The following is a 23,156-nucleotide window of genomic DNA, read 5'->3' as shown; positions in this document are numbered from 1 at the left end:
CAAAGGGGGAATTGGTCGGTCGCGAGGCGCCCCATACTCAGTCGTCGTCCCGGACAAGCGGAGCGTAGATCCGGGACCCATACCCACAGGGCATAGTTTGGCGAACATTCGGAGTCGGCAGCCTACTCCATAACCGCGCCTCGGGGTGATGGGTCCCGGGTTCGCTTCGCGCCCCGGGACGACAGCGGTAATGTTGTCCCGCTTGCACCCTACCTTCGATACCCGCTCGCCCGCGAATAGCCCTGGCGGTTCTGCTGGTGCGGGCGGCTTGCGACGCTGGCGCGTGACTCGCTGGACGCGGGCGTTGCGAGCTTCAGCTCCTCCAAAAAGATCGGCCGGGAGAAGTAATAGCCCTGCGCGTAGCGGATCTTGGTGGCGGCCTGGAGATAGGCGAGCTCCTCGTAGGATTCGAGGCCTTCGGCGATCACGGTCATGCCGAGCGCTTCGCTCAAGGATTCGATCGCGCGCAGGATGCCCTGGCTGCGCGGGCGCTTATGGATGTCGGTGATGAAGGAGCGGTCGATCTTGATCTCGTCCGCGGTGATGTCGGCCAGCGCCGAGAGCGAGGAATATCCGGTGCCGAAATCGTCGATCGAGATGCCGACGCCGAGCTTGCGGAACATCGGCAGGATCTCGTCCTGGAAATGATTCTTGGCGACGAAGGCGTCTTCGGTCACCTCGATCATGAAGCGCTGCGGAAAGCCGGTGTCGTCGAGCGCCCGCGCGAAGCTGCGCATGAATTCTGGGTTGCCGGCCTGCTTGGCCGCGACGTTGATGCTGATGGTCGCTTCCGCGCCGAACGTCTCGTTGATCAGGTCGATCGATTTGACGATTTCGGCGAGCACGAGATGGGTCAATTCGTCGATCAGGCCGAGCTCGCTGGCAAGATTGATGAAGGATCCCGGCGCCTGGATCACGCCTTCGTCGTCGCGCAAACGGACCAGGGCCTCGATGCCCTTCACCGCCTGGGTGCGGATGTCGACCTTGGACTGGAAGGCGCAGCAGAAACGCTTTTCCAGTATAGCGAGCCGCAGCGACTGCTCGATCTTCATCCGCGCCAGCGCCTCGCGCTCCATGCTGGAATCGAAGAAGGCTGCCGATCCCTTGCCGTCGTTCTTGATGCGGTACATCGCGATGTCGGCATTCTGGCGCAGCGTCTCGAAGCTGCGTCCGTGATCGGGATAGAGGCTGATGCCGACCGAGGTGGAGGCAAAGAGTTCCGAATGGTCGATGAAGAACGGCGCCGTCAGCCGCTCGAGCGTCGATTGCATGAATTCGGCGACTTCCTCCTGGCTCTGGATCGGGGAGAGCAGCAGCAGGAATTCATCGCCGGAGATGCGCGACAGCATGTCGGTATCGCGCAAGTCGCGCCCGAGCCGCTTCGACAGCTCGACCAGCAGCGCATCGCCGACGGCGTGGCCGTAATAGTCGTTGATGTGCTTGAAATTGTCGACGTCGAGGAAGGCCAGCGCGAAACGCTCGCCGCCGCCATTCTCCGCAAGCAGATTGTTGGCGTGATGTTCGATCACGCGCCGCGATGGCAATCCCGTCAGCTCGTCGAAATAGGCCGAGCGGAACAGCTGGTCCTCGAAATTCTTCTGCTCGGTGATGTCGGAGGACGCCGAGATCAGCAGCTCGCGGCCGGCGAGGCGAACGGGACGATGGGTCGTGAGCAGCACCTGGCGCGCGCCGTCGCCATGAAGCGCCTCCTCGGTGACGACAGCCTGCCCGGCGCTCAGCGCCTGGCGGCAGGCTTCGCGGCGCGGCGCAAGGTCGGGTGAGGGACGGCTGCCGTCCATGCCGAGCTGCGCGGCCGCGGCATCGTTAACCAGCAGAAGCTCGCCATGCGCATCCTGCACGGTCAGACCGGCCGGCAGCATTCTAACGATTTCCTTGAGAAAACCGAGCTCGGCTTCAGTCGCGCCGGAATATTGGTTGTCGTTCATAGAAGTCATGAATCTTGTTGTTTCAGCGCGCCTTTGCAATGAGCGCGATCTTGCGCGGTTCCCTCTTAAGTTTGGTTAAGGGGTCAGGAGAAATACGGGGGTGTTTTGGAGGAAACTTGCGGCGTTGCGACGCGCGCCGACGATCGTCATTAACAGAGGGTCAACAGCGCGTGCGAAACTGCGGGCGGCACGCGGGCCGGCTTTCGCTTGACGCGCGATGCTATTCGCTTCGGGGGATGCGGCACTGCATGATGCAATGCAGCCCGGTCTTCAAGTAAGAGATCTCGGTCCTGCCATCGAAGGACGATAGTGCCGATTTCAGCAGCTTGGTGCCGAAGCCGGGCTCGGACACCTCATCCACACTCGGACCCTCGGTCTCGTCCCAGGTGATGATCAGGCGGTCGTCGCTGACGGTCCATGACACCTGCAGTAGACCGCGCGGCGCGGAAAATGCGCCGTACTTGCCCGCATTGGTGGCGAGTTCGTGAAACATCAATGACAGGGTGACCGCGAGCTTCGGCGGCAGGAACAGTCGATCGCCATTGAGGGTGAAGCGAACATGGCCGTAGGGGCCGAGCTCCGAGATCAGGAGGTCGCGGATGTCACAGCCGGCCTTGTCGATCCGCGAGATCAGATCGTCGGTCGCGGCCAGCGAGCGCAGCCGCGGATCGACCCGGGCCCAGACCTGCGGGTGGTCGTGCAGCACCTGGTGCAGCACCGCGTGCACCGTCGACAGCTTGTTCTTGAGCCGGTGCTGGAGCTCGTCGACCAGCAGTTTGCGATACTCTTCTTCCTCGATCAGGCGCTTGGAGATCCGGCGCTGCTCCGCGAGCATCGTGCGATAGTGCTCGACGCCCCAGATGGTGAGCGCGCAGACCGCCCAATACAGTGCCAGCAGGGCAAACCGCGCCCGATCGGCAAAGGCATCGCCGAAATTCACGACGACGCCGAGCATGCCGCCGACCAGCGCGGTCAAGATTCCGATCCGGAAGCCTCCGAATGCGGCGGCGAAGAATACGGCGGGGAAATAGGGCGTGAAGTAGACGTCGGGCCGCACATGGGCGAGGGCCCAGCGCGTCAGCGTCGCAATCAGCAGGCAGGCCACCGCAAAGGCAATGCTCAGACCAAGCGATGGCGGCGCCGCACCCTGCCAACCCCTGCGGAATTCCTCGATCAGCTTCCCCATGCGCAGCCCAGTTGCGATATGCGTTCGAAAATCGAGCGGCCCATCAGGATGTTACGCATCCCGTCCGCGCAAGCATAGCTTGCCTTGCCGCAGACAGGCAGAGATAGTGGCCACCGCTGCGATGGCAGCGGCCGATGTTCGCCATTTGGCATCAAATCGTTCGAAAACAGGAACATTCCATGGGCAGGCTGGACGGCAAGGTTGCGGTGATTACGGGGGCGACGAGCGGGATCGGATTGCGCACTGCGGAAGTCTTCGTTGCCGAAGGTGCCAAAATTGTGATCGCGGGGCGGCGTCTACCGGAGGGCGAAGCCCTGGCCAAGCAGCTCGGCGCCAACTGCATCTTCCGCCAGACCGACGTGACGGTCGAAGCACAGATGCAGGCGCTGATCGCGCTCGCCGTGGACAAGTTCGGCCGGATCGACTGCCTGTTCAACAATGCCGGCGGCCCGGCGCAGACCGGCGGCATCGAAGGCCTCGAGGTCGAGCGCTTCGATGCGGCGATGGCGACGCTGGTGCGCAGCGTCATGCTCGGCATGAAGCACGCCGCGCCCCACATGAAGAGGCAGGGCTCAGGCAGCATCATCAACAATGGCAGCATCGCCGGCCGCCTCGCCGGCTTCTCATCCTCGATGGTCTATAGCGCGGCCAAGGCGGCGGTGATCCATCTCACCAAATGCGTGGCGATGGAGCTTGGCGAGTCCAACGTGCGCGTCAACGCGATCTCGCCGGGCGCGATCGCGACCGGAATCTTCGGCAAGGCGCTCGGGCTCTCGACCGATGCTGCGGAGAAGACGCCGGCGGTGATGCGCGAGGTCTACAAGACCGCGCAGCCGATCCCGCGCGCGGGCCTTCCCGATGACATCGCCCAGGCCGCGGTGTTCCTGGCCAGCGACGAATCCAGCTTCATCAACGGCCACGACCTCGTCGTGGATGGCGCCATGACCGGCGGCCGCAACTGGAGCCAGCAGCAGCAGGGCTATGTGGCCTTGCGCAAGGCGTTCGATCAGGGGGCGTAAGCGACGGAGACGGTGCCGTAGGGTGGGCAAAGGCGCGCTCTTCGCGCGCCGTGCCCACCAACCCGTTCCACAGCGGCAAATCGTGGGCACGGCGCTCTGCGCCTTTGCCCACCCTACGAGATCTCGTGCCCCGGACGCAGCGCAGCGCCCCCGGCGATGCGAAGCATCGTCCGGTGCGGTGCGCTGCAGAGCCGGGGCCCATCTCTCCACCTACTCGATCGCAGCATTCTGGGTCCCGGCTCGCGCTTCGCCGCGTCCGGGACACGTGAGGCTAAACCGCCCGCACTCTCACCCGCAACCCGTCGCGCGGCTTCGGGATCGGCCACATCTGCCAGTCCGGCTTGTAGCCGGGCTCCAGCGACACCTCGATGTTCTGCAAGAAGTGCCGCGCGAAGCATTTTGCCTGCATGTAGGCGAAGTGCAGCCCGAGGCACATATGCGCGCCGCCGCCGAACGGGACCCAGGCGAAGCGGTGGCGACCCCGTTGCGCCTCTTCGGTGAAGCGCAAGGGATCGAAGCGATCCGGCTCCGGCCAGATGTCCTTCATGTGATGGGTATAGAGCGGATTGACGCCGACCGCGGTGCCGGCGGGAATCGTAAAGCCCTTGAAGGTGAAGTCGCGCATGGCGCGGCGCGGCATCGAAGGCACCGGCGGCTTGATCCGCAGCGCCTCCTTGAACGCCATCTCGGACAGCGGCATCTTTTCGAGATCGTCGAAGCTGCTCGGCGCGCCCGGCGCGAGCCCGAGCGCGAGAACTTCCGCGCGTAGCCTGTCCTGCCAGTCCGGATTGGCGGCGAGCTCGCCGATGAAGGAGGTCAGCGACGAGGTCAGCGTGTCGTGCGCCGCCATCATCAGGAAGCTCATATGGTCGATGATGTCCTGCTCGGACAGCAGCGCGCCGTCCTCATGGGTGGCGCGGCAGAGCTGGGAGAACAAATCATCGCCGCCGTGATTGCCGCGGCGAAGCGGGATCTGCTCGCGGAAATAGGCGACGATGCGTTTGCGCCCCCTGACGCCGGCGGCCATCTGGGTGCCCGGAAGGGGACGGCGGATCGGCGCGACGGCAGCCGCGACCATGTCGACGAAGGCGCGGTTGATCTCGTCGACCTCCGGCCCGATATCGGCGCCGAGGAAGGACGCTGCGGCGAGGTCCAGCGTGAGCTGCTTCATCGCGGGGTAGAGCTGCATCTCGCCGGGCTTGGCTTTCCACTGGGCGACCCGCGCGGAGATGCCGCGGTCGAGATCGGCCAGGTAGGATTTCATCGGTCCGGACTTGAACGCGACCGACAGCGCCTTGCGGTGCAGCCGGTGCTCGTCGAAATCGAGCAGCATCAATCCGCGCGGAAACAACAGGCCGAGCACCTTGTTCCAGCCGTGGGTCGAGGAGAACAGCTTTTGCTGGTCAAACATCACGAGCTCGTTGGCCTCGGGCCCGAGCAGCACGACGTTGGTCTCGCCGAACACATGGGTGCGGTAGACCGGGCCGTATTTGGCGCCGTTCGCCTCGATGTGGCCCTTGGGATCGGCCAGCACCTGGAAGGTCTTGCCGATGATCGGCCATCCCTCGTCGCCGGGAATGTGCGTCAGGGCGTTGCGCTTGGGCGCGGTATAGTCGGGCGCCGGTGCGGCCACATTCTGCATCGACATGACGATTGCTCCGGTTGGCAGGCGCCGCGAACATAGCACGATCCGGCCGCGATGAGCTGCGGTCGTCTTGCGCACAAAATCGTCACACCCACGGCCGTCGTCCCGGGTTCGCGCCACGCGCCCCCCGGGACGACGAGTGGAGTGCGTCCTACCGCTTCGCCGCTTCCTTCTGCAGATCCGGCGCATTGACGGCGGGGATGGCGACGCGGCCTGGGCCGGTCATCTTCAGCGCCTCGGCGGCCTTCTCGTTCTCCATGATCTTGGCCATCACGGCCTGGCCCGCACGCTCGAAAATGGCGCGGTTCTCGATCACGAATTTTTGCGACCTGCGCAGACCGTCGATATAGCCGTTGATCTCCGGCACGACGTAGCGCGCCACCATGTCCCAGCTCCGGCGCGTCGCTTCCGGATTGGCCCAGTCGTGCACGAAACCGATGATGGCGCCGACGCCGCCGGAGACCTGCATCACGTTCTTGATGGCTTTGACGAGATCGTCGGGCGTGCCGATGGTGGAGGCCGCGCCCTCGACGAAGGCGGTCTTGTCCACGGCTTCGTCGGGCGAGGAGAACGCAGTGAGGCCCGGCCGCTGCAGCGTACCGACATTATATTCGTTGTGCCAGCGCATCAGCCCGGCGCCGGCTTCCTTGCGCGCCTGCTCGCGGGTCTCGGCGATGTGGAAGGTCAGCAGCACGCGCCAGTCGGCGCGGTCGACCTTGGTGCCGTGCTTCTTCGCGGCGTCCTCCGCAAACTGCCATTGCTGCTGCAGCGACATCAGCCCCTGCGTCGTCATCGAGCCCAACGAGATGATGCCGATGCCGTATTTGCCGGCCAGCGTCATGCCGGAGGGCGAGATCTGCGAGGCCACGACGAACGGCATCTCCTCCTGCAACGGCAGGATCTGCAGCGCGGCGTCATTCATCGTGAACCAGTCGCTCTTCGCCGTGACGCGCTCGCCGTTGAAGAGGCGGCGGATGATTCCGATGGCCTCGTCCTGGCGGTCGCGCTGTGTCATCGGGTCGATGCCGAGCGTGTGTGCGTCGGAGGCCAGCGCGCCGGGGCCGGAGCCGAAGATGGCGCGACCGCCGGTCATGTGGTCGAGCTGCACCATGCGCTGGGCGACATTGTAGGGATGATGATAGGGCAGCGACACCACGCCGGTGCCGAGCTTGATCCGCTTGGTGCGCTCGCCCGCCGCGGCCAGGAACATCTCGGGCGAGGCGATCATCTCCCACCCCGAGGAATGATGCTCGCCGCACCAGAACTCGTCATAGCCGAGCGCATCGAGCTGCTCGACCAGGTCGAGGTCGCGCCGGAACTGGAGCATCGGATGCTCCCCGATCGGGTGATGCGGGGCAAGGAAGGCTCCGAACTTCAGGCGCGCCATGGCGTTCTCTCCGGCTTTGATTTTCTGTTTGTTGAGGCGGTGAAGCTACGTGCCTGATGGCACGAACGCAATCGCGCGGTGTCCCGCGCGGCGGAATGCAGGCATGCATGCGTTGAGTCTTCCCCTTCTCCCCGTTCTTACGGGGGGAGGGTTGGGGTGAGGGGCTCCTTCAGCAATTTCGGTGGCAGTGCGCCTCGCGGAAGCTCCCCCTCACCCGGAATTCGAACTGCGTTTGAATTCCGGCCTCTCCCCGCAAGCGGGTAGAGGCGAAGCACACGAATCCTACCTCCGAGGTAATCGTGACACCGCGCGAGACCTGAAATCATCGGCACGGTAATCCAGGGTCACGCGCCGATGCATCAGATCGTCACACAACAAATCGATTCGTCCCGCCGCTGGTGGGTGCTGGCCATCGTCGTGGCCGCCCAGTTCATGTTCGGCGTCGATGCCTTCATCGTGAACGTCGCCATTCCGACCATTGCGGTCGATCTGCAGGCCACGCCGGCGCAGATCGAATCCGTGATCGCGATCTACCTGATCGCCTACGCCACGCTTGTCGTCACCGGGGGCCGGCTTGGCGACGTCCACGGCACCAAGACTATCTTCCTGGCCGGCGTGCTCGGCTTTACGGCGACCTCGCTGTGGTGCGGGCTCGCGCAGTCCGGCGTGGAGCTGATCATCGCCCGCCTGGCGCAGGGCGCGACCGCGGCGCTGATGGTGCCCCAGGTGCTGGCGACGCTGCATCTCCTGTTCACGGACGAATCGCGCAGCCGCGCCTTCGCCATCTACGGGATCGTGCTGGGGCTGGCCGGTGCCGCAGGCTTCCTGCTCGGCGGTCTGCTGGTGACGATTGACCTTGCCGGCACCGGCTGGCGTTCGGTGTTCTTCGTCAACGTTCCCTGCGGCCTCGTCATTGTGGCTGCCGCCTGGCGCATCATGCCGTCGGTGCCGCGGCGATCAGGGACGAGGCTCGACATCCAGGGCAGCATGGTCCTGTTCGCGGGGCTGCTGTGCCTGATCGGCCCGCTGCTGTTTGGTCACGATGTCGGCTGGGCTCCCTGGCTGTGGGCCGTGATGGCGATCGGCGGCGCCGTCCTCGTAGCGTTCCTGAAGCTCGAGCACGCCGTCGCGCGTGCCGGCGGCATGCCGTTGATCGACCTCACGCTGCTGGCGGATGCCGCTTTCCTGCGCGGGCTTGGCGCCGCCTTCTTTTTCTTCCTTGCCAATCTCTCCTTCTACCTCGTCATGACGCTGTTCATGCAGCGCGGCCTGAAGATCCCGCCGCTCTCAGCCGGCATGGCATTCATCCCGCTCGCGCTCGCTTTCGTCGTGGCCTCGCGCCACAGCGGCGCGCGGGCGCGTCATCGCGGCACCAAGGTGTTGATCGAAGGCTGCGCGCTGCAGATCGCAGGCCTCGCCGCGCTCGCGCTTGTTGCAGCCTGTATCAATGCGCCATCGCCGCTTCTGCTGGCGTTCGCCATGATCATTTTCGGCTACGGCCAGGGACTGGTGATGGCGCCGCTCTCCGGCGCGGTGCTCTCGACCGTCAAGCCCGTCGCCGCAGGCTCGGCCTCCGGCATCTACGGCACGACTGCGCAGATCGGAAATGCGGCCGGAGTGGCCGCAATCGGCGCGGTATTCTTCGCCGTCGATGCCTTGCAATCAGCGCGCGCAGGATTTCTGGTCTCGCTTGTGCTGTTTGTGACATTAATCATGATCTGCGCCGCATTTCTGTCGTGGATGCGTCGCGCATCTGCATGAAGTTGAGGCATTGCGGTTAATACGTGCGGATTTCGGCGGGATTTACCGTGATTTTCGTGGATGGACAGCGCACGGTCTTTTTATTTTGCAATGCAGCAACTATCTGGTTTGGCTGAACGTTGAAAGTCGCCCACCAGGAAGTTGCCGTGTCGTTAGCCAAAAATGTTGATCTGTTGAGACGTCTGCCGAGGCTGGACGGTCTGCGCTTTGCCGAACTCGGCCGCAGCGCGGATGCGTCCAGTCCATTGGAAGAGGTCACCGGCTTTGGCGAAAACCCGGGCGCCTTGCGCATGTTCGCGTTCGTGCCGGCGCAGTTGCAGAAGCCGCGCGCGCTGGTCGTCGTGCTGCATGGCTGCGGGCAGACGGCAGCCGGTTACGATCTCGGCGCGGGCTGGTCGACGCTCGCCAAGCACTATGGCTTCGCGCTGCTGATGCCCGAGCAGCAGCGGATCAACAACGGCAACACCTGCTTCAACTGGTTCAATCCGGAAGATACGGCGCGGGACAGCGGCGAGGCGCATTCGATCCGCGAGATGATCGCGCATATGGCGGAGGCGCATCGCATCGATCCCAGGCGCGTCTTCATCACCGGCCTGTCCGCCGGCGGCGGCATGACGTCGGTGATGCTCGCGACCTATCCGGAAGCCTTCGCGGCCGGCGCGGTCATTGCCGGACTGCCCTATGGCATCGCCTCGAATTTGCGCGAGGCGCTGGACGGCATGTTTCATTCCCCGGTGCGTCCCGCGCGCGAGCTCGGCGATCTCGTGCGCAATGCCTCGGATTATCGCGGCCCCTGGCCGAAGGTTTCGGTGTGGCACGGCAGCGCCGACCGCACCGTCAATCCCGGCAATGCCAACGAGATCGTCAAGCAGTGGCTCGATCTGCATGATCTGCCGGAAGCGCCGATGGCGGAGACCAATGTCGACGGCTATCCGCGCCAGGCGTGGTGGGGCAAGGACGGCGAGACGCTGGTCGAGTCCTACGCCATCACCGACATGGCGCACGGCACGCCGCTCGGGCTTGCCGACAACGACCAGCGCTACGGCGTGGAAGGCGCATTCCTGATCGAGGCCGGTATTTCCTCGTCCTATCACATCGCAAAGTTCTTCGGCCTCACCGGCTGGATTGCAGACGCTGCAAAGGCGGAGGCCAAGCCTACCGGCAAGTCTACAAGCAAGCCTGCCGCGCAGCCGGCCTTGACGCCCGCGCCGCATCTCGCCCGCTCGATCCGCGCCGCGGTCGCCGAACAGCCGGCCGAGCCGACGCGCGAGGAGGCTCGCGGCTTCGATCTCGGCCAGATCATCACGCGCGCACTGACCGCCGCGGGGCTGATGAAGTAGTTCAGGCCGTCTGACCGATCCATTCGATCGGCGTCACCGTCACCTCGCCGCCGGCGACCTTCCGCGTCATCTCCTGATAGGCTTTGAAGAAGTCGCGCGATTGCAGCGCTTTTTGCGCGGCATCGTCAGCGACGCTGGCGAGATGGAAATAGCTGCCGTCGTCGCGGTTCTTCAAGACGCGATAGCCGATCCGGCCCGTCAACTCCGGATCGCCGTCGATCGCCTTGATGAAGCGGCCGACCTCCTGGTGCCAGGCCTCCGTCGTACCGTTCCTGAATTCATATCTGATCATGAAGTGCTTCATGTGACGCTCCCTGTTCGTCGTGTGCGCCATCATCTGCGGCTTGCAAGCGATCCTGCAAGTATGGACAAAATTGATAGTATGGACTTTTTCGACGTCGCTCCTATCCTGAGGCGTGGCTAACGCGTGGAGGAGACGACATGGCGAAGGCGAACCCGGCGCGCACCTGTCCGGTCGCGGCCTTTCAGAAGATGATCAGCGGCAAGTACAAGCTGCGCATCGTCTGGGATCTCAAGGACGGCCCGCGCCGCTATGGCGAGATCCGCAGCGGCCTTTTGCGCGGCACGGAAGGCAGCGCCGAGATCACCCCGCGCGTGCTCAGCCGTGAATTGAAGGCCCTGACACAAAGCGGCCTGATCGACCGCAAGGATTTCGGCGAGGTGCCGCCGAAGGTCGAGTATCGCCTGACCCGCAAGGGCAAGAGCTTCGTGCCGGTCGTCGCGGCGATCCGCGAATGGGGCGATCGTCACCTCAGTGAGACCGCCACGCTTGTGGACGCGGCGGAATAAACCTCACATCTCGCCGGTGATGAACGGATTGGTCATCCGCTCCTGGCCGATGCTGGAGCCGGCGCCGTGGCCGCAGATGAAGCCGACGTCGTCGCCGAGCGGCAGCAGTTTTGTCAAAATCGAGTTGATCAGCGTGGCGTGACTGCCGCCGGGCAAATCGGTGCGCCCGACCGAGCCGGCGAACAGGACGTCGCCGACATGAGCGAAGCGCAGCTCCTTGTTGAAGAACACCACGCTGCCGGGCGAGTGGCCGGGGCAGTGGAAAATATCGAATTGCAAGCTGCCGATCGACACGCTGTCGCCTTCGGCGAGCCAGCGGTCCGGCGCGAAATTGCGCACGCCGGTCATGCCGAAGCGTGCGCCGCTCTCGACCACATTGTCGAGCAGGAACTTGTCCGCTTCATGCGGCCCCTCGATCGGCACCTTCAGCGCATCGCGCAGATCGGCCGCGCCGCCGACATGGTCGATATGGCCGTGGGTCAGCCAGATCTTCTCCACGGTGACGCCGGTCTGCTTGATCGCGTCCAGGATCTTCGGCACGTCCCCGCCGGGATCGATCACCACGGCCTTCTTGCTGGGCTCGTCCCAGATGATGGTGCAGTTCTGCTCGAACAGCGTCACGGGAACGATGATCGCGCCGGCCTTGGCTTGCGAAGAGTCTTGGCTGTTATTTTGCTCGGTCATGGCGCCACAATGCCGATTTTTGCCAGGCCGCCAAGCAAAAGATTCGTCACCGCGCCCGGGAACAATCGTCACACGGCCGTCCCAATTGGCCTGCCAATTTGAACCGGGGCGGTGTTGTCGCGTTCTCCCGCGCAAGACGCAGATTATGGGTGGTCTTCCCGCATGGCTCAGAGCAACGAAAACTGGTGGCGCGACGGCATCTTCTATCAGATCTACCCGCGCTCGTTTCAGGACTCGAACGGTGACGGCGTCGGCGATCTAGCCGGCATTTTGCAGCGGCTGCCTTACGTCAAATCGCTCGGCGTCGATGCGATCTGGCTGTCACCGATCTTCCCCTCACCGATGGAAGATTTCGGCTATGACATCGCCGACTATACCGGCATCGAGCCGCTGTTCGGCACGATGGAAGATTTCGATGCGCTGATCGCGGCCGCCCACGACAACGGCCTGAAGCTGATCCTCGACCTCGTGCCGAACCACACCTCGGACCAGCATCCCTGGTTCGTCGAGAGCCGCGCCTCGCGCGACAATCCCAAGCGCGACTGGTACATCTGGCGCGATCCGGCACCCGACGGCGGAGTGCCGAACAACTGGCTGTCCGAGTTCGGTGGCAGCGCGTGGCAGTTCGATGAGACCACGGGGCAATATTATTACCACGCCTTCCTCGCCCAGCAGCCGGACCTGAACTGGCGCAATCCTGACGTCCGCGCCGCGATCTACGACGTGATGCGGTTTTGGCTTGAGAAGGGCGTCGACGGCTTTCGCGTCGACGTGATCTGGCACCTGATCAAGGATGCCGAATTCCGCGACAACCCGCCCAATCCGCATTACGTCGAGGGACGGCCACCGAATGAAAGGATCATGACGCAATACTCCACCGACCAGCCGGAGGTGCATGACGTGATCTCGCAGATGCGGCGTGTCACCAATGAATTCGGAGCCCGCGTGCTGATCGGCGAGATCTATCTGCCGCTGCACCGTCTCATGGCCTATTACGGCAACGATCTCACCGGCGCGCAGATGCCGTTCAATTTCGCGCTGCTCTCGACCTTCTGGAGCGCGCGCTCGATCGAGACGATCATCGAGGATTACGAGAAGGCGCTACCGCGCGGCGCCTGGCCGAACTGGGTGCTCGGCAATCACGACCGCCCGCGGGTCGCAAGCCGCGTCGGGTCCGAGCAGGCCCGCGTCGCCGCCATGCTGCTGCTGACGCTGCGCGGCACGCCGACGCTCTATTACGGCGACGAGATCGGCATGCACCAGGTGGCGATCGCGCCGGAGGATGTCCGCGACCCCTTCGAGAAGAACGTGCCCGGCATCGGTGTCGGCCGCGACGGCTGCCGCACGCCGATGCAGTGGGATGCGACCGAATTCGCCGGCTTCTCGGCGGCGCGGCCGTGGCTGCCGCTGCCGGAGCACTATGTGCGCGACAATGTCGTCAATCTCGAAGCCGATGCGCGCTCGATCCTCAACCTCTACAAGCGCCTGATCACCCTGCGGAAGAGCAGTCCGCCGCTGGTCGCGGGCGATTATCATCCGATCGCGGCGCAAGGCGATCTCCTGATCTATCGCCGCGAAGCCGAGGGGCAGGCGGTGATCGTGGCGCTCAATCTCGGCCCCGATCCGGTCGCGGTGACGACGAGTGCGATTCGTTTCGGCAGCAGTATACTGCTGTCAACGTTCCTGGATCGCGACGGCGAGCGCATTGAAGGTGTACTGGATCTGCGTGGCAATGAGGGGGTGATTGTCGCCCCACCCTAGCTGTCGTCCCGGACAAGCGCAGCGCAGATCCGGGACCCATCACCACAGGGAGTTGTTTTGCGAAGACTCGGAGTGACCAGCGCGCCCCACACTTCTCCCTGTGATTATGGGTCCCCGCTTTCGCGGGGACGACAGCGGAGGGTATGGCTGCGGTGGAGTATAGCGATGCGTAGATACTCTTACCCCGGATGCTTCTTCCCCCGCACCGTATCCCCGTCGATATCGCTCCGCTTCAACAGATAATCCAGCCCGCCGACGCGGTACCAGCGATACCCATACGGCTCCAGCACGATTCGGTGCTGGCCGCGCTTGTCGGCGTGGCTGTGGTCCTCCGCAAGCAGATTGATCAGGTGCGCGCCGGCCTCATCCGGCAGCCCGGCTGAGAACGCGATCTCGCGCGGCTTCTCGTCGAGATTATGCACGAACAGCACCGAATTGTTGCGCCAGTCGTAGCGCATGATGAACACGGCGGGATCGCGCACCGGAATGATGGCGAAGTCGCCCCAGCCGACCTCCGGCACCTCTTTCCGCATGCGGACGATGCGCTCGGTCCAATTCAGCATCGAGTTGGGGTCGCGCCGCTGCTTGGCGACGTTGACGTGCGGGTAGCCGTAGGGCCCCTTGTCGATCACGGGGCAGGCCGGCTTGTTGCTCTTGGTGAAGCCACCATGCGGCTCGGTCGACCATTGCATCGGGGTGCGCGCGCAATTGCGTTCCGGCAGTGAGAGATCGTCGCCCATCGCGATCTCGTCGCCATAGCGGATCACGGGCGTTCCCGGCAGCGTGCACATCAGGCTGTAGGCGAGCTCGAGCCGCCGGCGGTCGCCGCCGAGCATCGGCGCGAGGCGCCGCCTGATGCCGCGGTCGTACAGCTGCATATCCTTGTCGGGACCGAAATTCCTGAACACGGTGTCGCGCTGCGCCTTGGTCAACCGTCCCAGATCGAGCTCGTCGTGATTGCGCAGGAACAGGCCCCATTGCGCGGTCGCCGGCCGCGGCTTGGTCGCCTTCAACGCCTTCGCCAGCGGCCGCGAATCTGCGGAGGCCAGCGCATAGAACAGGTGCTGGTTGACGTGGAAGTTGAACATCATATGCATGCGGTCGGCGTCGCGGCCGAAATATTCCATGTCCGTCTTCGGCAGCACATTGGCTTCAGCGAGGATGATGGCGTCGCCCTGCCGCCACTGCAGGAATTCGCGGAACGCGCGCAGCATGTCGTACTGCTCGACCGGCTTCTTCACCTTCGCGCCCTTGGTCGCGATCACGAAGGGCACGGCGTCCATGCGGAAGCCGGAGACGCCGAGCTGGATCCAGAACCCCATGATCTTCAGGATCTCGGCCTGCACATGCGGGTTCGAGGTGTTGAGGTCGGGCTGGAAATCGTAGAAGCGGTGGAAGTAATACGCGCCCGCTTCCTTATCGCGCGTCCAGGTCGTTTTCTGCACGCCGGGAAACACCATGCCCTTGTCGGCACCGGCCGGCTTCTTGTCAGCCCACACATACCAGTCGCGATACGGCGAGTTCTTGTCGCGCCGCGCCTCCTTGAACCAGTGATGCTGGTCCGAGGTGTGGTTGACGACGAGATCGATGATGATGCGGATGCCGCGCTGCTTGCAGCCATGGGCGAACTCGACGAAATCGCCGAGCGTGCCGTAACAGGCATCGACGCTGTAATAGTCGGCGATGTCGTAGCCGTCGTCGCGGCCGGGCGAGGTCTGGAACGGCATCAGCCAGATCGTGGTGATGCCGAGGCCGTGCAGATAATCGAGCCGGCGGAGCAGGCCCTTGAAGTCGCCGACGCCGTCGCCGTTGGCGTCCATATAGGAGCCGACGGAAAGGCAGTAGATTACCCCGTTCTTGTACCAGAGATCGTCGATCATCCGCGCAGCCTCGGTGGTTCCGCCGAGGTGCGGCGGCTGCGTGATAAGTTCGTGGGGGAGGGGAGGTTCCGCGTCCCATCCTCGGTGTCGTCCCCGCGAACGCGGGGATCCATACCGCGGGATCTCTCGATTGCAGTGGTCGAAGTACCGAATGACGAGTCTTCGCCAAACCTCTCCCTGGGGTTCTGGGTCCCCGCTTTCGCGGGGACGACATGGAGTGTGTGGTGACAGCTCGCCTCTATTGGATGGTGTCCGCCCCATACGGAATCGGCTACTCTCCCCCCATGGACAGCACGGCCCGCAACATCGCCCTGGTGCCGCCACCCGATCGCCGCCAGTCGGAAACGGCGCTCGCGGTCGCGCGCGGCACCGCGCGGCTCTTACGTTCGCTCGGCTTTACCTGCATCAGCGAATTGCCGCTGCCCTCGGGCCGGCGCGCCGATCTGGTGGCGCTGAACGAGCGTGGCGAGATCTGGATCGTCGAGATCAAATCGTCGGTGGAGGATCTGCGCACCGATCAGAAATGGCATGAATACCGTGCCCATTGCGACCGGCTGTTCTTCGCCTTCACGCAGGACCTGCCGTGCGAGATCTTTCCGGAAGGCACCGGCCTGATCATCGCCGACGCCTATGGCGCGCACATGCAATGCGAAGCGCCCGAGCACAAGCTGGCTGCCGCGACGAGGAAGCAGATGACGGTGCGGTTTGGAATGGCGGCAGCCTTACGCATCAACCGCCTGGTCGATCCGCAGGGGCATGCGGATTTTTGGGAGTAGCGGCGCCGCAAACATCGGTGCCGTAGGGTGGGCAAAGCGAAGCGTGCCCACGGTCTCTATCCAGCTCTTACAGATCGTGGGCACGGCGCTTTGCGCCTTTGCCCACCCTACGAGACCTGTCGTTCCGTCATCCCGCGATGTGGCCGGGCCGTCGCCCTTCGAGGGCCGCTGAAGGAGCGGCCACCTCAGGGTGACGGGGATAGGTTGCTGATTGCCGTAAATTATCGCGGCGCGCGTTTGGCCAAAATGCGCTGCAACGTCCTGCGGTGCATGTTGAGCCGCCGCGCCGTTTCCGAAACGTTGCGGTTGCACATCTCGTAGATGCGCTGGATGTGCTCCCAGCGCACGCGGTCGGCGGACATCGGGTTGGTCGGCAGCTCGGATTTCTCCGCGCTGGTCGACAGCAGCGCCGCGACGACGTCGTCGGCATCCGCTGGCTTGGAGAGATAATCGATCGCGCCCATCTTCACCGCGGTGACGGCGGTGGCGATGTTGCCGTAGCCGGTCAGCACGATCGCGCGCGCATCCGGGCGCTTCTTCTTCAGCGCCGAGACCACGTCGAGGCCGTTGCCGTCGCCGAGCCGCAAATCCACTACGGCGAATGCCGGCGCTGCCTTGCCGATCTGCGCAAGACCATCCGAGACGGTGTCGCATGACGTCACCGCAAAGCCGCGCGTTTCCATGGCGCGCGACAACCGCTCCAGGAACGGCTTGTCGTCCTCCACGATGAGCAGCGAGCGGTCGGTCTGTTCGTTCAGTTCGGCGATGGCGTTCAAGGTTTTGTCCTCTCTCCAACGCGACTACATATGGCCTCGCAATCGAGCGGTGCCAAGGCCGCCGATAGTCGATCGGCCCTGTTGTGCGACGCAAGGTCGCGGCCACAAGCGCGATGAAGGTCATCGCGCTCGCGATTCTTGTTTTCGCATGATCCTATCGGAAAACCGCTGAACACTTTTCCGGGATCATGCCCTATCCTATTGTTTCTTCGAGGCTCTCGATAGCCTCAAAACGCTGTCGCGGCCAAGTGAGCTGCACCACCGCGCCGTGTTCCGGAAAGATCCGGTTGGTAAACAAGACCTTGGCGCCGGTGCGTTCCAGCAAGGTGCGCGCGATGAACACGCCCAATCCGAGACCGCGTCGCTCACCGCCGCCGTCATCCGTGGTTCGCCGCCGCGACAGATAGGGCTCGCCGATCCGGTTCAGGATATCGGGCGGAATGCCGGGGCCGTCGTCGGAGATCAGAAGCTCGATCGTGTCCTTGTTCCACCACGCGTTCACCTCGACGGTGGTATGGGCGAAATCGACCGCGTTCTCGACGATGTTGCCGACGCCGTACAGGATTGCCGGATTGCGCGAGCCGACCGGCTCGGACACGGCGGCGACCGCGATCCGCACCTTGATCTCGACGCCGAAATCGCGGTGCGGGGCCACCACCTCCTCGATCAGCTCCGACAGCTTCATGCGGTCGAACGGCGCGCCGGTGGAGGAGAGCTGGGTGATCTTGCTCAATATGTCGCGGCAACGCTGGGTCTGCTCGCGCAACGTCTTCAGGTCGGCGGCAAAGCTGGCGTCCTTCACCGTCTTCTCCAGCTCGCGCGAGATCAGGAAGATCGTCGCCAGCGGCGTGCCGAGCTCGTGCGCGGCCGCGGCTGCGAGCCCGTCGAGCTGGGTCAGGTGTTGCTCGCGCGTCAGCACCAGCTCGGTCGCGGCCAGCGCGTCCGCAAGCTTGCGCGCCTCCTCGGTCACCTGGAACGAGTAGAGGCTGGTGACGCCGATCGCGAGCACGATCGAGAGCCAGACGCCGACGAGATAGATCGGCGGCAGCACCAGCGGATCATCGGAATCCCACGGCAGCGGCAAATGGAAGAAGAACAGCACCGAGGCGCAGGCCACCGCGAGCACGCCGAGGCCGAACGTGAAGCGCGCCGGCAGCGCCGTGGCCGAGATCAGCACCGGCGCCAAGAACAGGAACGAGAACGGGTTCTGCAGTCCGCCGGTGAAATACAGCAGGCCCGCCAGTTCCACGATGTTCAGCGCGAGCAGTCCGGCCGCCTGCATCGGCTCCAGCCGCTGCATCGGATTGGCCGCGGTCTGGAGCGCCAGATTGAGTGCTGCCGACAAGGCGATGATGCTGACGCAGGGGACGATCTCGACGTTGAATTCCAACCCCTGCGCCACGATGAAGATCGCGGCGAGCTGGCCCAGCACCGCCAGCCAGCGCAGCCGCAGGATCGTGTCCAGGCGGATATGCCGCTGCGCGTGGCGAAAGTCGGAAGCAGCAATTTCAGTCAGATCGGCCAATGGGGGTGCCTTCCAGATCACAAACGCTGGGCTCGCGGAACCACCGGATTTACAAGCCTTGCGCTATCCGCTGCAATAGCAGAAGAACGACCAGCATGACCGAGAATGACAAGGCTTCAAGTCGGCCCACTGTCGCGGAGCGCAGCTCGTCCGCGGCGATCGCGGTCGAGCACCTCGTCAAGATCTACAAGCAGACCCGCGCGGTCGACGACATCTCCTTTTCGCTGCCGCGTGGCAGCATCACCGGGCTTCTGGGCGGCAACGGCGCCGGCAAGACCACGACCATCGCGATGATCATGGGCCTGGTGCTGCCGACCTCCGGCCGCGTGCAGGTGCTCGGACATCGGATGCCGGAGGAGAGCGCTGCCGTGCTGGGGCGGATGAATTTCGAGAGCCCGTATGTCGACATGCCGATGCGACTCACGGTGCGGCAGAATCTCACCGTGTTCGGCAAGCTCTATGCGGTGAAGAACCTGTCGGAGCGCATCGCCGAGCTCGCTGACGATCTTGATCTCACCGATTTCATCGACCGCGCCAACGGCAAGCTGTCCGCCGGGCAGAAGACCCGCGTCGCGCTCGCCAAGGCGCTGATCAACCGGCCCGAGCTGCTGCTGCTGGACGAGCCGACCGCCTCGCTCGATCCGGATACCGCCGACTGGGTGCGGGCGCATCTGGAGCGTTATCGCAAGGACAACAACGCCACCATCCTTCTGGCCTCGCACAACATGCTCGAGGTCGAGCGGCTGTGCGATCGCGTCATCATCATGAAGCGCGGTCGCATCGAGGACGACGACACGCCGGAGGCGATCATGGCGCGCTACAATCGCACCACGCTGGAGGAGGTGTTTCTGGACGTTGCGCGCGGCCGGGTGAACGGCGCGAAGGAGGCAGCAAGGTGAGCGGGAGCCGTCTTCGTAGCCCGGATAAAGCGAAGCGTAATCCGGGACCCCTGTCGCATGTGGCACGATTCCCGGATTGCGCTGCGCTCCATCCGGGCAACGGGAGCGTGCCATGACCGGCCTCACCCTCCACCGCGGCATCTCCGTCCATCGCATCGGCGCGATGATCCTGCGCTACTGGTACCTCCTGCTGTCGTCCTGGCCGCGGCTGCTCGAATTGCTGTACTGGCCGGCGCTGCAGGTCATCACCTGGGGCTTCATCCAGTATTACATCGCCGAGAATTCCAATTTCTTCGCGCGCGCCGGCGGCACGCTGATCGGCGCCGTCATCCTCTGGGACATCCTGTTTCGCGGGCAGCTCGGCTTCTCCATCTCGTTCCTGGAGGAGATGTGGGCGCGCAACATCGGCAACCTCATGATGAGCCCCTTGAGGCCGATCGAGTTTCTGCTGTCGCTGATGGTCATGAGCCTGATCCGGCTTGCGATCGGGATCATTCCGATGACCTTGCTCGCGCTGTTCATGTTTCATTTCAATGTCTATGCCCTGGGCCTGCCGCTGATCGCATTCTTCTGCAATCTGATCTTCACGAGCTGGTCGGTCGGCATCTTCGTGTCGGGTCTCGTGCTGCGAAACGGCCTCGGCGCCGAGAGCATAGTCTGGACCCTGATGTTCGCGATCCTGCCGCTCGCCTGCGTCTACTATCCCGTCAGCGTGTTGCCGGTCTGGCTGCAATACGTCGCTTGGGCATTACCGCCGACCTATGCCTTCGAGGGGATGCGCGCGCTGCTGATCGAGCAGACCTTTAGGACCGATCTGATGCTGGAGGCGTTGGCCATCAACGCAGTACTCCTGGTTGCATCTTTTTGGGCATTCCTTGCCCTTTTGCGCAGCGCCAAGAAGCACGGCTCGCTGCTGTCGGGCGGCGAATAACGTCACTTTCCCGTGGATTCAGGCCGATTTACCCGTCTCCGCCACGTAGATGTACGGAACCATGCATTGACGCAATATTGCGCATTCGGCAGTATGCTGCGATGCGAAGAGGGATATAGCGATGCCTATTGGTGAGTTCGGCGGCGCACCGCCCCTGGCTGCAGAAGGCAGTCCGGTCCTGACGACGCCGATGTACTGGATGTACGAGATGGCGCACGCCTCTCTCAATCCGGCACGTGCGGTCACTGACGCGACCAAGCTGCTGTTTCAGAATCCTCTCAACCCCTGGGCGCGCACCGAGGTCGGCAAGTCGGTTGCCGCGGCCTGCGAATTGTTCGAGCGCACCACGCGCCGCTACGGCAAGCCGGAATGGGGCCTCGACGACACCGAGGTCAACGGCATCCGCGTCCCCGTCGAGGTCCGCTCAGTCTGGGAAAAGCCGTTCTGCCGGCTGCTCTACTTCGATCGCAAGTTCGCTCGTCCCCTGCGCAGTCCGCAGCCGCGCGTGCTGATCGTGGCGCCGATGTCCGGGCATTATGCGACGCTGCTGCGCGGCACGGTCGAGGCCTTCCTGCCTGCACATGAGGTCTACATCACCGATTGGGCCGATGCCCGCATGGTGCCGCTCAGCGATGGCCGCTTCGATCTCGACGATTACATCGACTACGTCATCGAGATGCTGCACGTCCTCGGCGGCAACACCCACGTCATGGCGGTGTGCCAGCCCTCCGTGCCGGTGGTCGCCGCCGTTTCGATCATGGAAGCGCGGCGCGATCCCTTCGTGCCGACCTCGATGACGCTGATGGGCGGCCCGATCGACACCCGTCGCAATCCGACGTCGGTGAACAATCTCGCCCAGGAGCGCGGTATCGACTGGTTCCGCAACCACGTCATCACCAAGGTGCCGTTCCCGCATCCCGGCATGATGCGCGACGTCTATCCGGGATTCCTGCAGCTCAACGGCTTCATCAGCATGAATCTCGACCGGCACATGGACGCCCACAAGCAGCTCTTTGCCCATCTGGTGAAGGGCGACGGCGACCTCGTCGACAAGCATCGCGAGTTCTATGACGAATATCTCGCGGTGATGGACCTCTCCGCCGAGTATTACCTGCAGACGGTCGACACCGTTTTCGTGAAACATTCGCTGCCGAAGGGCGAGATGACGCATCGCGGAACACGCGTCGACCCCTCCAAGGTCACGCGCGTGGCGTTGATGACGGTCGAAGGCGAGAACGACGACATCTCGGGTCTCGGTCAGACCGAAGCGACGCACACATTGTGCAGCTCGATCCCCGATCATCGCCGCGTCCATTACGTCCAGAAGGGCGTCGGACATTACGGCGTGTTCAACGGCTCGCGCTTCAAGTCGGAAATCGTTCCGCGAATCCATGACTTCATGGTCTCAGCTGCGAATCCGAGCTCATTGCAGGCTCTCGCGGCCGAATAACCTTCGTTTTCGGCTTTCCCGTCGAAAATTCAGGCCCTGCCGGAGGCTCCGGCCGGGCCTGGTTCTCTCCAGATTCGCGGTATTTAGGTAGCTTTATAGGAGTGAGTCTTCCCTCACCCCTTGGGGGTGCCGCATGCGTCCAGCGGGGGCGAAAAAACCCGGTTCCAACCCCAGTCTGTAGGGTCTCCCGGACGTCAGACCGCTGTATATTGGGCAAATGATTTGTTTTTGCGCCGAGCGCTTTCCCTGGCGGCGGTTATGGCAGAATCCGGGCGCCCTCCTGCCCCCCGGACTGACAGACATGGCCACTCGCGCTCTCCTCTATCGGCGGCCCCACGAACCCAAGACCGTCCTGATCACCCATGGATCGCAATTTTTTGCCATCCGATTGCGCCGGCACCGCCGCGCGCGCCGTTACACGCTCAGAATTCATCCGAGCGATCGCGAAGCCATCCTCACCATGCCGCCGCGCGGCACGCTGGCCGAGGCGAAAGACTTCGCGCAGCGCCACGGTGCGTGGATCGCGGCGCGCCTCGGTCGCTTGCCGAAGGCTGCGCCGTTCCAGCCGGGCACGGTGATACCGCTCCGTGGCACCCCGCATCGCATCGTTCATCGCGCCGGCACGCGCGGCACGGTGTGGACCGAGATGCGCGACAGCGGGGAGCGCATTCTCTGCGTCGCCGGCGGGCTCGAGCATGTCGATCGCCGCGTCAGTGACTTCCTCAAGCGCGAGGCGCGCCGCGACCTGCAGCGATCGGCGGAGGCTTACGCCGCCGAGCTCGGCGTCAGGGTCAAGCGCCTCTCGATCCGCGATCAGTCCAGCCGCTGGGGTTCCTGCACCTCGGCCGGCTCGCTGTCGTTCTCCTGGCGCCTGATCCTGGCGCCGCCCTTCGTGCTCGACTACCTCGCCGCGCACGAGGTCGCCCATCTCGTCGAGATGAACCACTCGGCGCGGTTCTGGCGCGTGTGCGGAAAAGTCTGCCCGTCGATGGAGCGCGCCAAGAAGTGGCTCGATACCTACGGGAATGATCTGCACCGGTATGGGGTCGAGGATTAGGGACGCGCTGCAAACGTCTTGAAAGGTGTCATCGCCCGGCTTTGACCGGGCGATCCAGTAGGCCGAGACAGCACTGATTGAATCGAGAAGCCGCGGCGTACTGGATTCCCCGCTTCCGCGGGGCATGACAGCGGAGAGTGGAGCGGCTGGTGTTTTTGCTTTTGGGGAGTAGCTCACCTCGGTTGATCCTGCCGTGATTGGCGGGACTTGTCGAAGTGGTGGAGCTGACTTCGAGGCGCAGTTCAGGCGTCTGTGCGGCCCGCGCAAGCCGTTGATATCGTTAGCGCGGGCTACTGTGCATGGGGTTGTTTTCGCAGTTTTTG

General features: G+C 63.9%; 19 protein-coding genes. 10 read left to right on the top strand and 9 right to left on the bottom strand.

Going from position 1 to position 23,156, the window contains the following annotated elements; all coding sequences use genetic code 11:
- Positions 1-209: 209 nt before the first annotated feature.
- Together GGD62_RS10835 and GGD62_RS10830 are read right to left on the bottom strand one after the other, a co-directional pair.
- Complete coding sequence (locus tag GGD62_RS10835; protein WP_183708425.1) at positions 210-1,946, bottom strand: bifunctional diguanylate cyclase/phosphodiesterase; 1,737 nt, start codon at positions 1,944-1,946, stop codon at positions 210-212.
- A gap of 220 nt (positions 1,947-2,166) precedes the next feature.
- Positions 2,167-3,132 carry a sensor histidine kinase gene (locus tag GGD62_RS10830; protein WP_183708423.1) on the bottom strand — a complete coding sequence of 322 codons (966 nt, stop codon included), beginning with the start codon at positions 3,130-3,132 and terminating at the stop codon, positions 2,167-2,169.
- 179 nt (positions 3,133-3,311) lie between these two features.
- On the opposite strand from GGD62_RS10830, the gene GGD62_RS10825 reads away from it, so the two are divergent.
- Positions 3,312-4,151, top strand: a complete 840-nt coding sequence (locus GGD62_RS10825; RefSeq protein ID WP_018319506.1) for an SDR family NAD(P)-dependent oxidoreductase — start codon at positions 3,312-3,314, stop codon at positions 4,149-4,151.
- A gap of 271 nt (positions 4,152-4,422) precedes the next feature.
- Here GGD62_RS10825 and GGD62_RS10820 read toward each other — a convergent pair whose 3' ends face one another.
- Positions 4,423-5,799 (bottom strand): cytochrome P450, encoded by a 1,377-nt coding sequence (locus GGD62_RS10820; protein ID WP_026202195.1) that lies wholly within the window; start codon positions 5,797-5,799, stop codon positions 4,423-4,425.
- A gap of 148 nt (positions 5,800-5,947) precedes the next feature.
- Positions 5,948-7,183, bottom strand: a complete 1,236-nt coding sequence (locus tag GGD62_RS10815) for an LLM class flavin-dependent oxidoreductase (protein WP_183708421.1) — start codon at positions 7,181-7,183, stop codon at positions 5,948-5,950.
- 354 nt (positions 7,184-7,537) lie between these two features.
- Between GGD62_RS10815 and GGD62_RS10810 the strand changes: the two genes are divergently transcribed.
- Together GGD62_RS10810 and GGD62_RS10805 are read left to right on the top strand one after the other, a co-directional pair.
- Complete coding sequence (locus GGD62_RS10810) at positions 7,538-8,944, top strand: MFS transporter (RefSeq protein ID WP_183708419.1); 1,407 nt, start codon at positions 7,538-7,540, stop codon at positions 8,942-8,944.
- 146 nt (positions 8,945-9,090) lie between these two features.
- A complete protein-coding gene (locus GGD62_RS10805; protein WP_183708417.1) occupies positions 9,091-10,284 on the top strand; it encodes a PHB depolymerase family esterase in 1,194 nt (397 codons plus the stop codon).
- 1 nt (position 10,285) lies between these two features.
- Here the strand turns inward: GGD62_RS10805 and GGD62_RS10800 are convergent, their stop codons facing one another.
- On the bottom strand, positions 10,286-10,588 hold the full coding sequence (locus GGD62_RS10800) for a hypothetical protein (RefSeq protein ID WP_245323506.1): 303 nt from the start codon (positions 10,586-10,588) through the stop codon (positions 10,286-10,288).
- 137 nt (positions 10,589-10,725) lie between these two features.
- Here GGD62_RS10800 and GGD62_RS10795 point away from each other — a divergent pair, with 137 nt between their 5' ends.
- The gene (locus GGD62_RS10795) at positions 10,726-11,094 is read left to right on the top strand and encodes a helix-turn-helix domain-containing protein (RefSeq protein ID WP_183708413.1); all 369 of its coding nucleotides are present in this window, start codon (positions 10,726-10,728) and stop codon (positions 11,092-11,094) included.
- A gap of 3 nt (positions 11,095-11,097) precedes the next feature.
- Here the strand turns inward: GGD62_RS10795 and GGD62_RS10790 are convergent, their stop codons facing one another.
- A complete protein-coding gene (locus GGD62_RS10790) occupies positions 11,098-11,778 on the bottom strand; it encodes an MBL fold metallo-hydrolase (RefSeq protein ID WP_018319513.1) in 681 nt (226 codons plus the stop codon).
- 162 nt (positions 11,779-11,940) lie between these two features.
- Between GGD62_RS10790 and GGD62_RS10785 the strand changes: the two genes are divergently transcribed.
- The gene (locus tag GGD62_RS10785; RefSeq protein WP_183708411.1) at positions 11,941-13,539 is read left to right on the top strand and encodes an alpha-amylase family glycosyl hydrolase; all 1,599 of its coding nucleotides are present in this window, start codon (positions 11,941-11,943) and stop codon (positions 13,537-13,539) included.
- A gap of 179 nt (positions 13,540-13,718) precedes the next feature.
- Here the strand turns inward: GGD62_RS10785 and GGD62_RS10780 are convergent, their stop codons facing one another.
- On the bottom strand, positions 13,719-15,419 hold the full coding sequence (locus GGD62_RS10780) for an alpha-amylase family protein (protein ID WP_183708409.1): 1,701 nt from the start codon (positions 15,417-15,419) through the stop codon (positions 13,719-13,721).
- Positions 15,420-15,703: 284 nt separating this feature from the next.
- Between GGD62_RS10780 and GGD62_RS10775 the strand changes: the two genes are divergently transcribed.
- On the top strand, positions 15,704-16,195 hold the full coding sequence (locus GGD62_RS10775) for an MmcB family DNA repair protein (RefSeq protein WP_018319516.1): 492 nt from the start codon (positions 15,704-15,706) through the stop codon (positions 16,193-16,195).
- Positions 16,196-16,416: 221 nt separating this feature from the next.
- On the opposite strand, the gene GGD62_RS10770 is transcribed toward GGD62_RS10775, so the two are convergent.
- Both GGD62_RS10770 and GGD62_RS10765 read right to left on the bottom strand, forming a co-directional pair.
- Complete coding sequence (locus tag GGD62_RS10770) at positions 16,417-16,971, bottom strand: ActR/PrrA/RegA family redox response regulator transcription factor (RefSeq protein ID WP_008141807.1); 555 nt, start codon at positions 16,969-16,971, stop codon at positions 16,417-16,419.
- Positions 16,972-17,164: 193 nt separating this feature from the next.
- On the bottom strand, positions 17,165-18,487 hold the full coding sequence (locus GGD62_RS10765; protein WP_183708775.1) for an ActS/PrrB/RegB family redox-sensitive histidine kinase: 1,323 nt from the start codon (positions 18,485-18,487) through the stop codon (positions 17,165-17,167).
- A gap of 104 nt (positions 18,488-18,591) precedes the next feature.
- On the opposite strand from GGD62_RS10765, the gene GGD62_RS10760 reads away from it, so the two are divergent.
- The 4 genes from GGD62_RS10760 to GGD62_RS10745 all read left to right on the top strand — a co-directional run bounded on the left by GGD62_RS10760 (position 18,592) and on the right by GGD62_RS10745 (position 22,833).
- A complete protein-coding gene (locus GGD62_RS10760; RefSeq protein WP_018319518.1) occupies positions 18,592-19,395 on the top strand; it encodes an ABC transporter ATP-binding protein in 804 nt (267 codons plus the stop codon).
- Between the two features lie 112 nt (positions 19,396-19,507).
- Complete coding sequence (locus GGD62_RS10755) at positions 19,508-20,326, top strand: ABC transporter permease (RefSeq protein ID WP_183708408.1); 819 nt, start codon at positions 19,508-19,510, stop codon at positions 20,324-20,326.
- A gap of 121 nt (positions 20,327-20,447) precedes the next feature.
- Positions 20,448-21,776: a polyhydroxyalkanoate depolymerase gene (locus GGD62_RS10750; protein ID WP_018319520.1), complete on the top strand. Its 1,329-nt coding sequence runs from the start codon at positions 20,448-20,450 to the stop codon at positions 21,774-21,776.
- A 217-nt stretch (positions 21,777-21,993) separates the two neighbouring features.
- Positions 21,994-22,833 (top strand): M48 family metallopeptidase, encoded by an 840-nt coding sequence (locus GGD62_RS10745; protein ID WP_018319521.1) that lies wholly within the window; start codon positions 21,994-21,996, stop codon positions 22,831-22,833.
- Positions 22,834-23,156 lie beyond the last annotated feature (323 nt).

Origin of the sequence: Bradyrhizobium sp. ERR14, from assembly GCF_014198235.1 — a bacterium.
In the GTDB taxonomy this organism is placed as follows: domain Bacteria; phylum Pseudomonadota; class Alphaproteobacteria; order Rhizobiales; family Xanthobacteraceae; genus Bradyrhizobium.
This window is presented reverse-complemented; position numbering and strand designations above follow the sequence as displayed.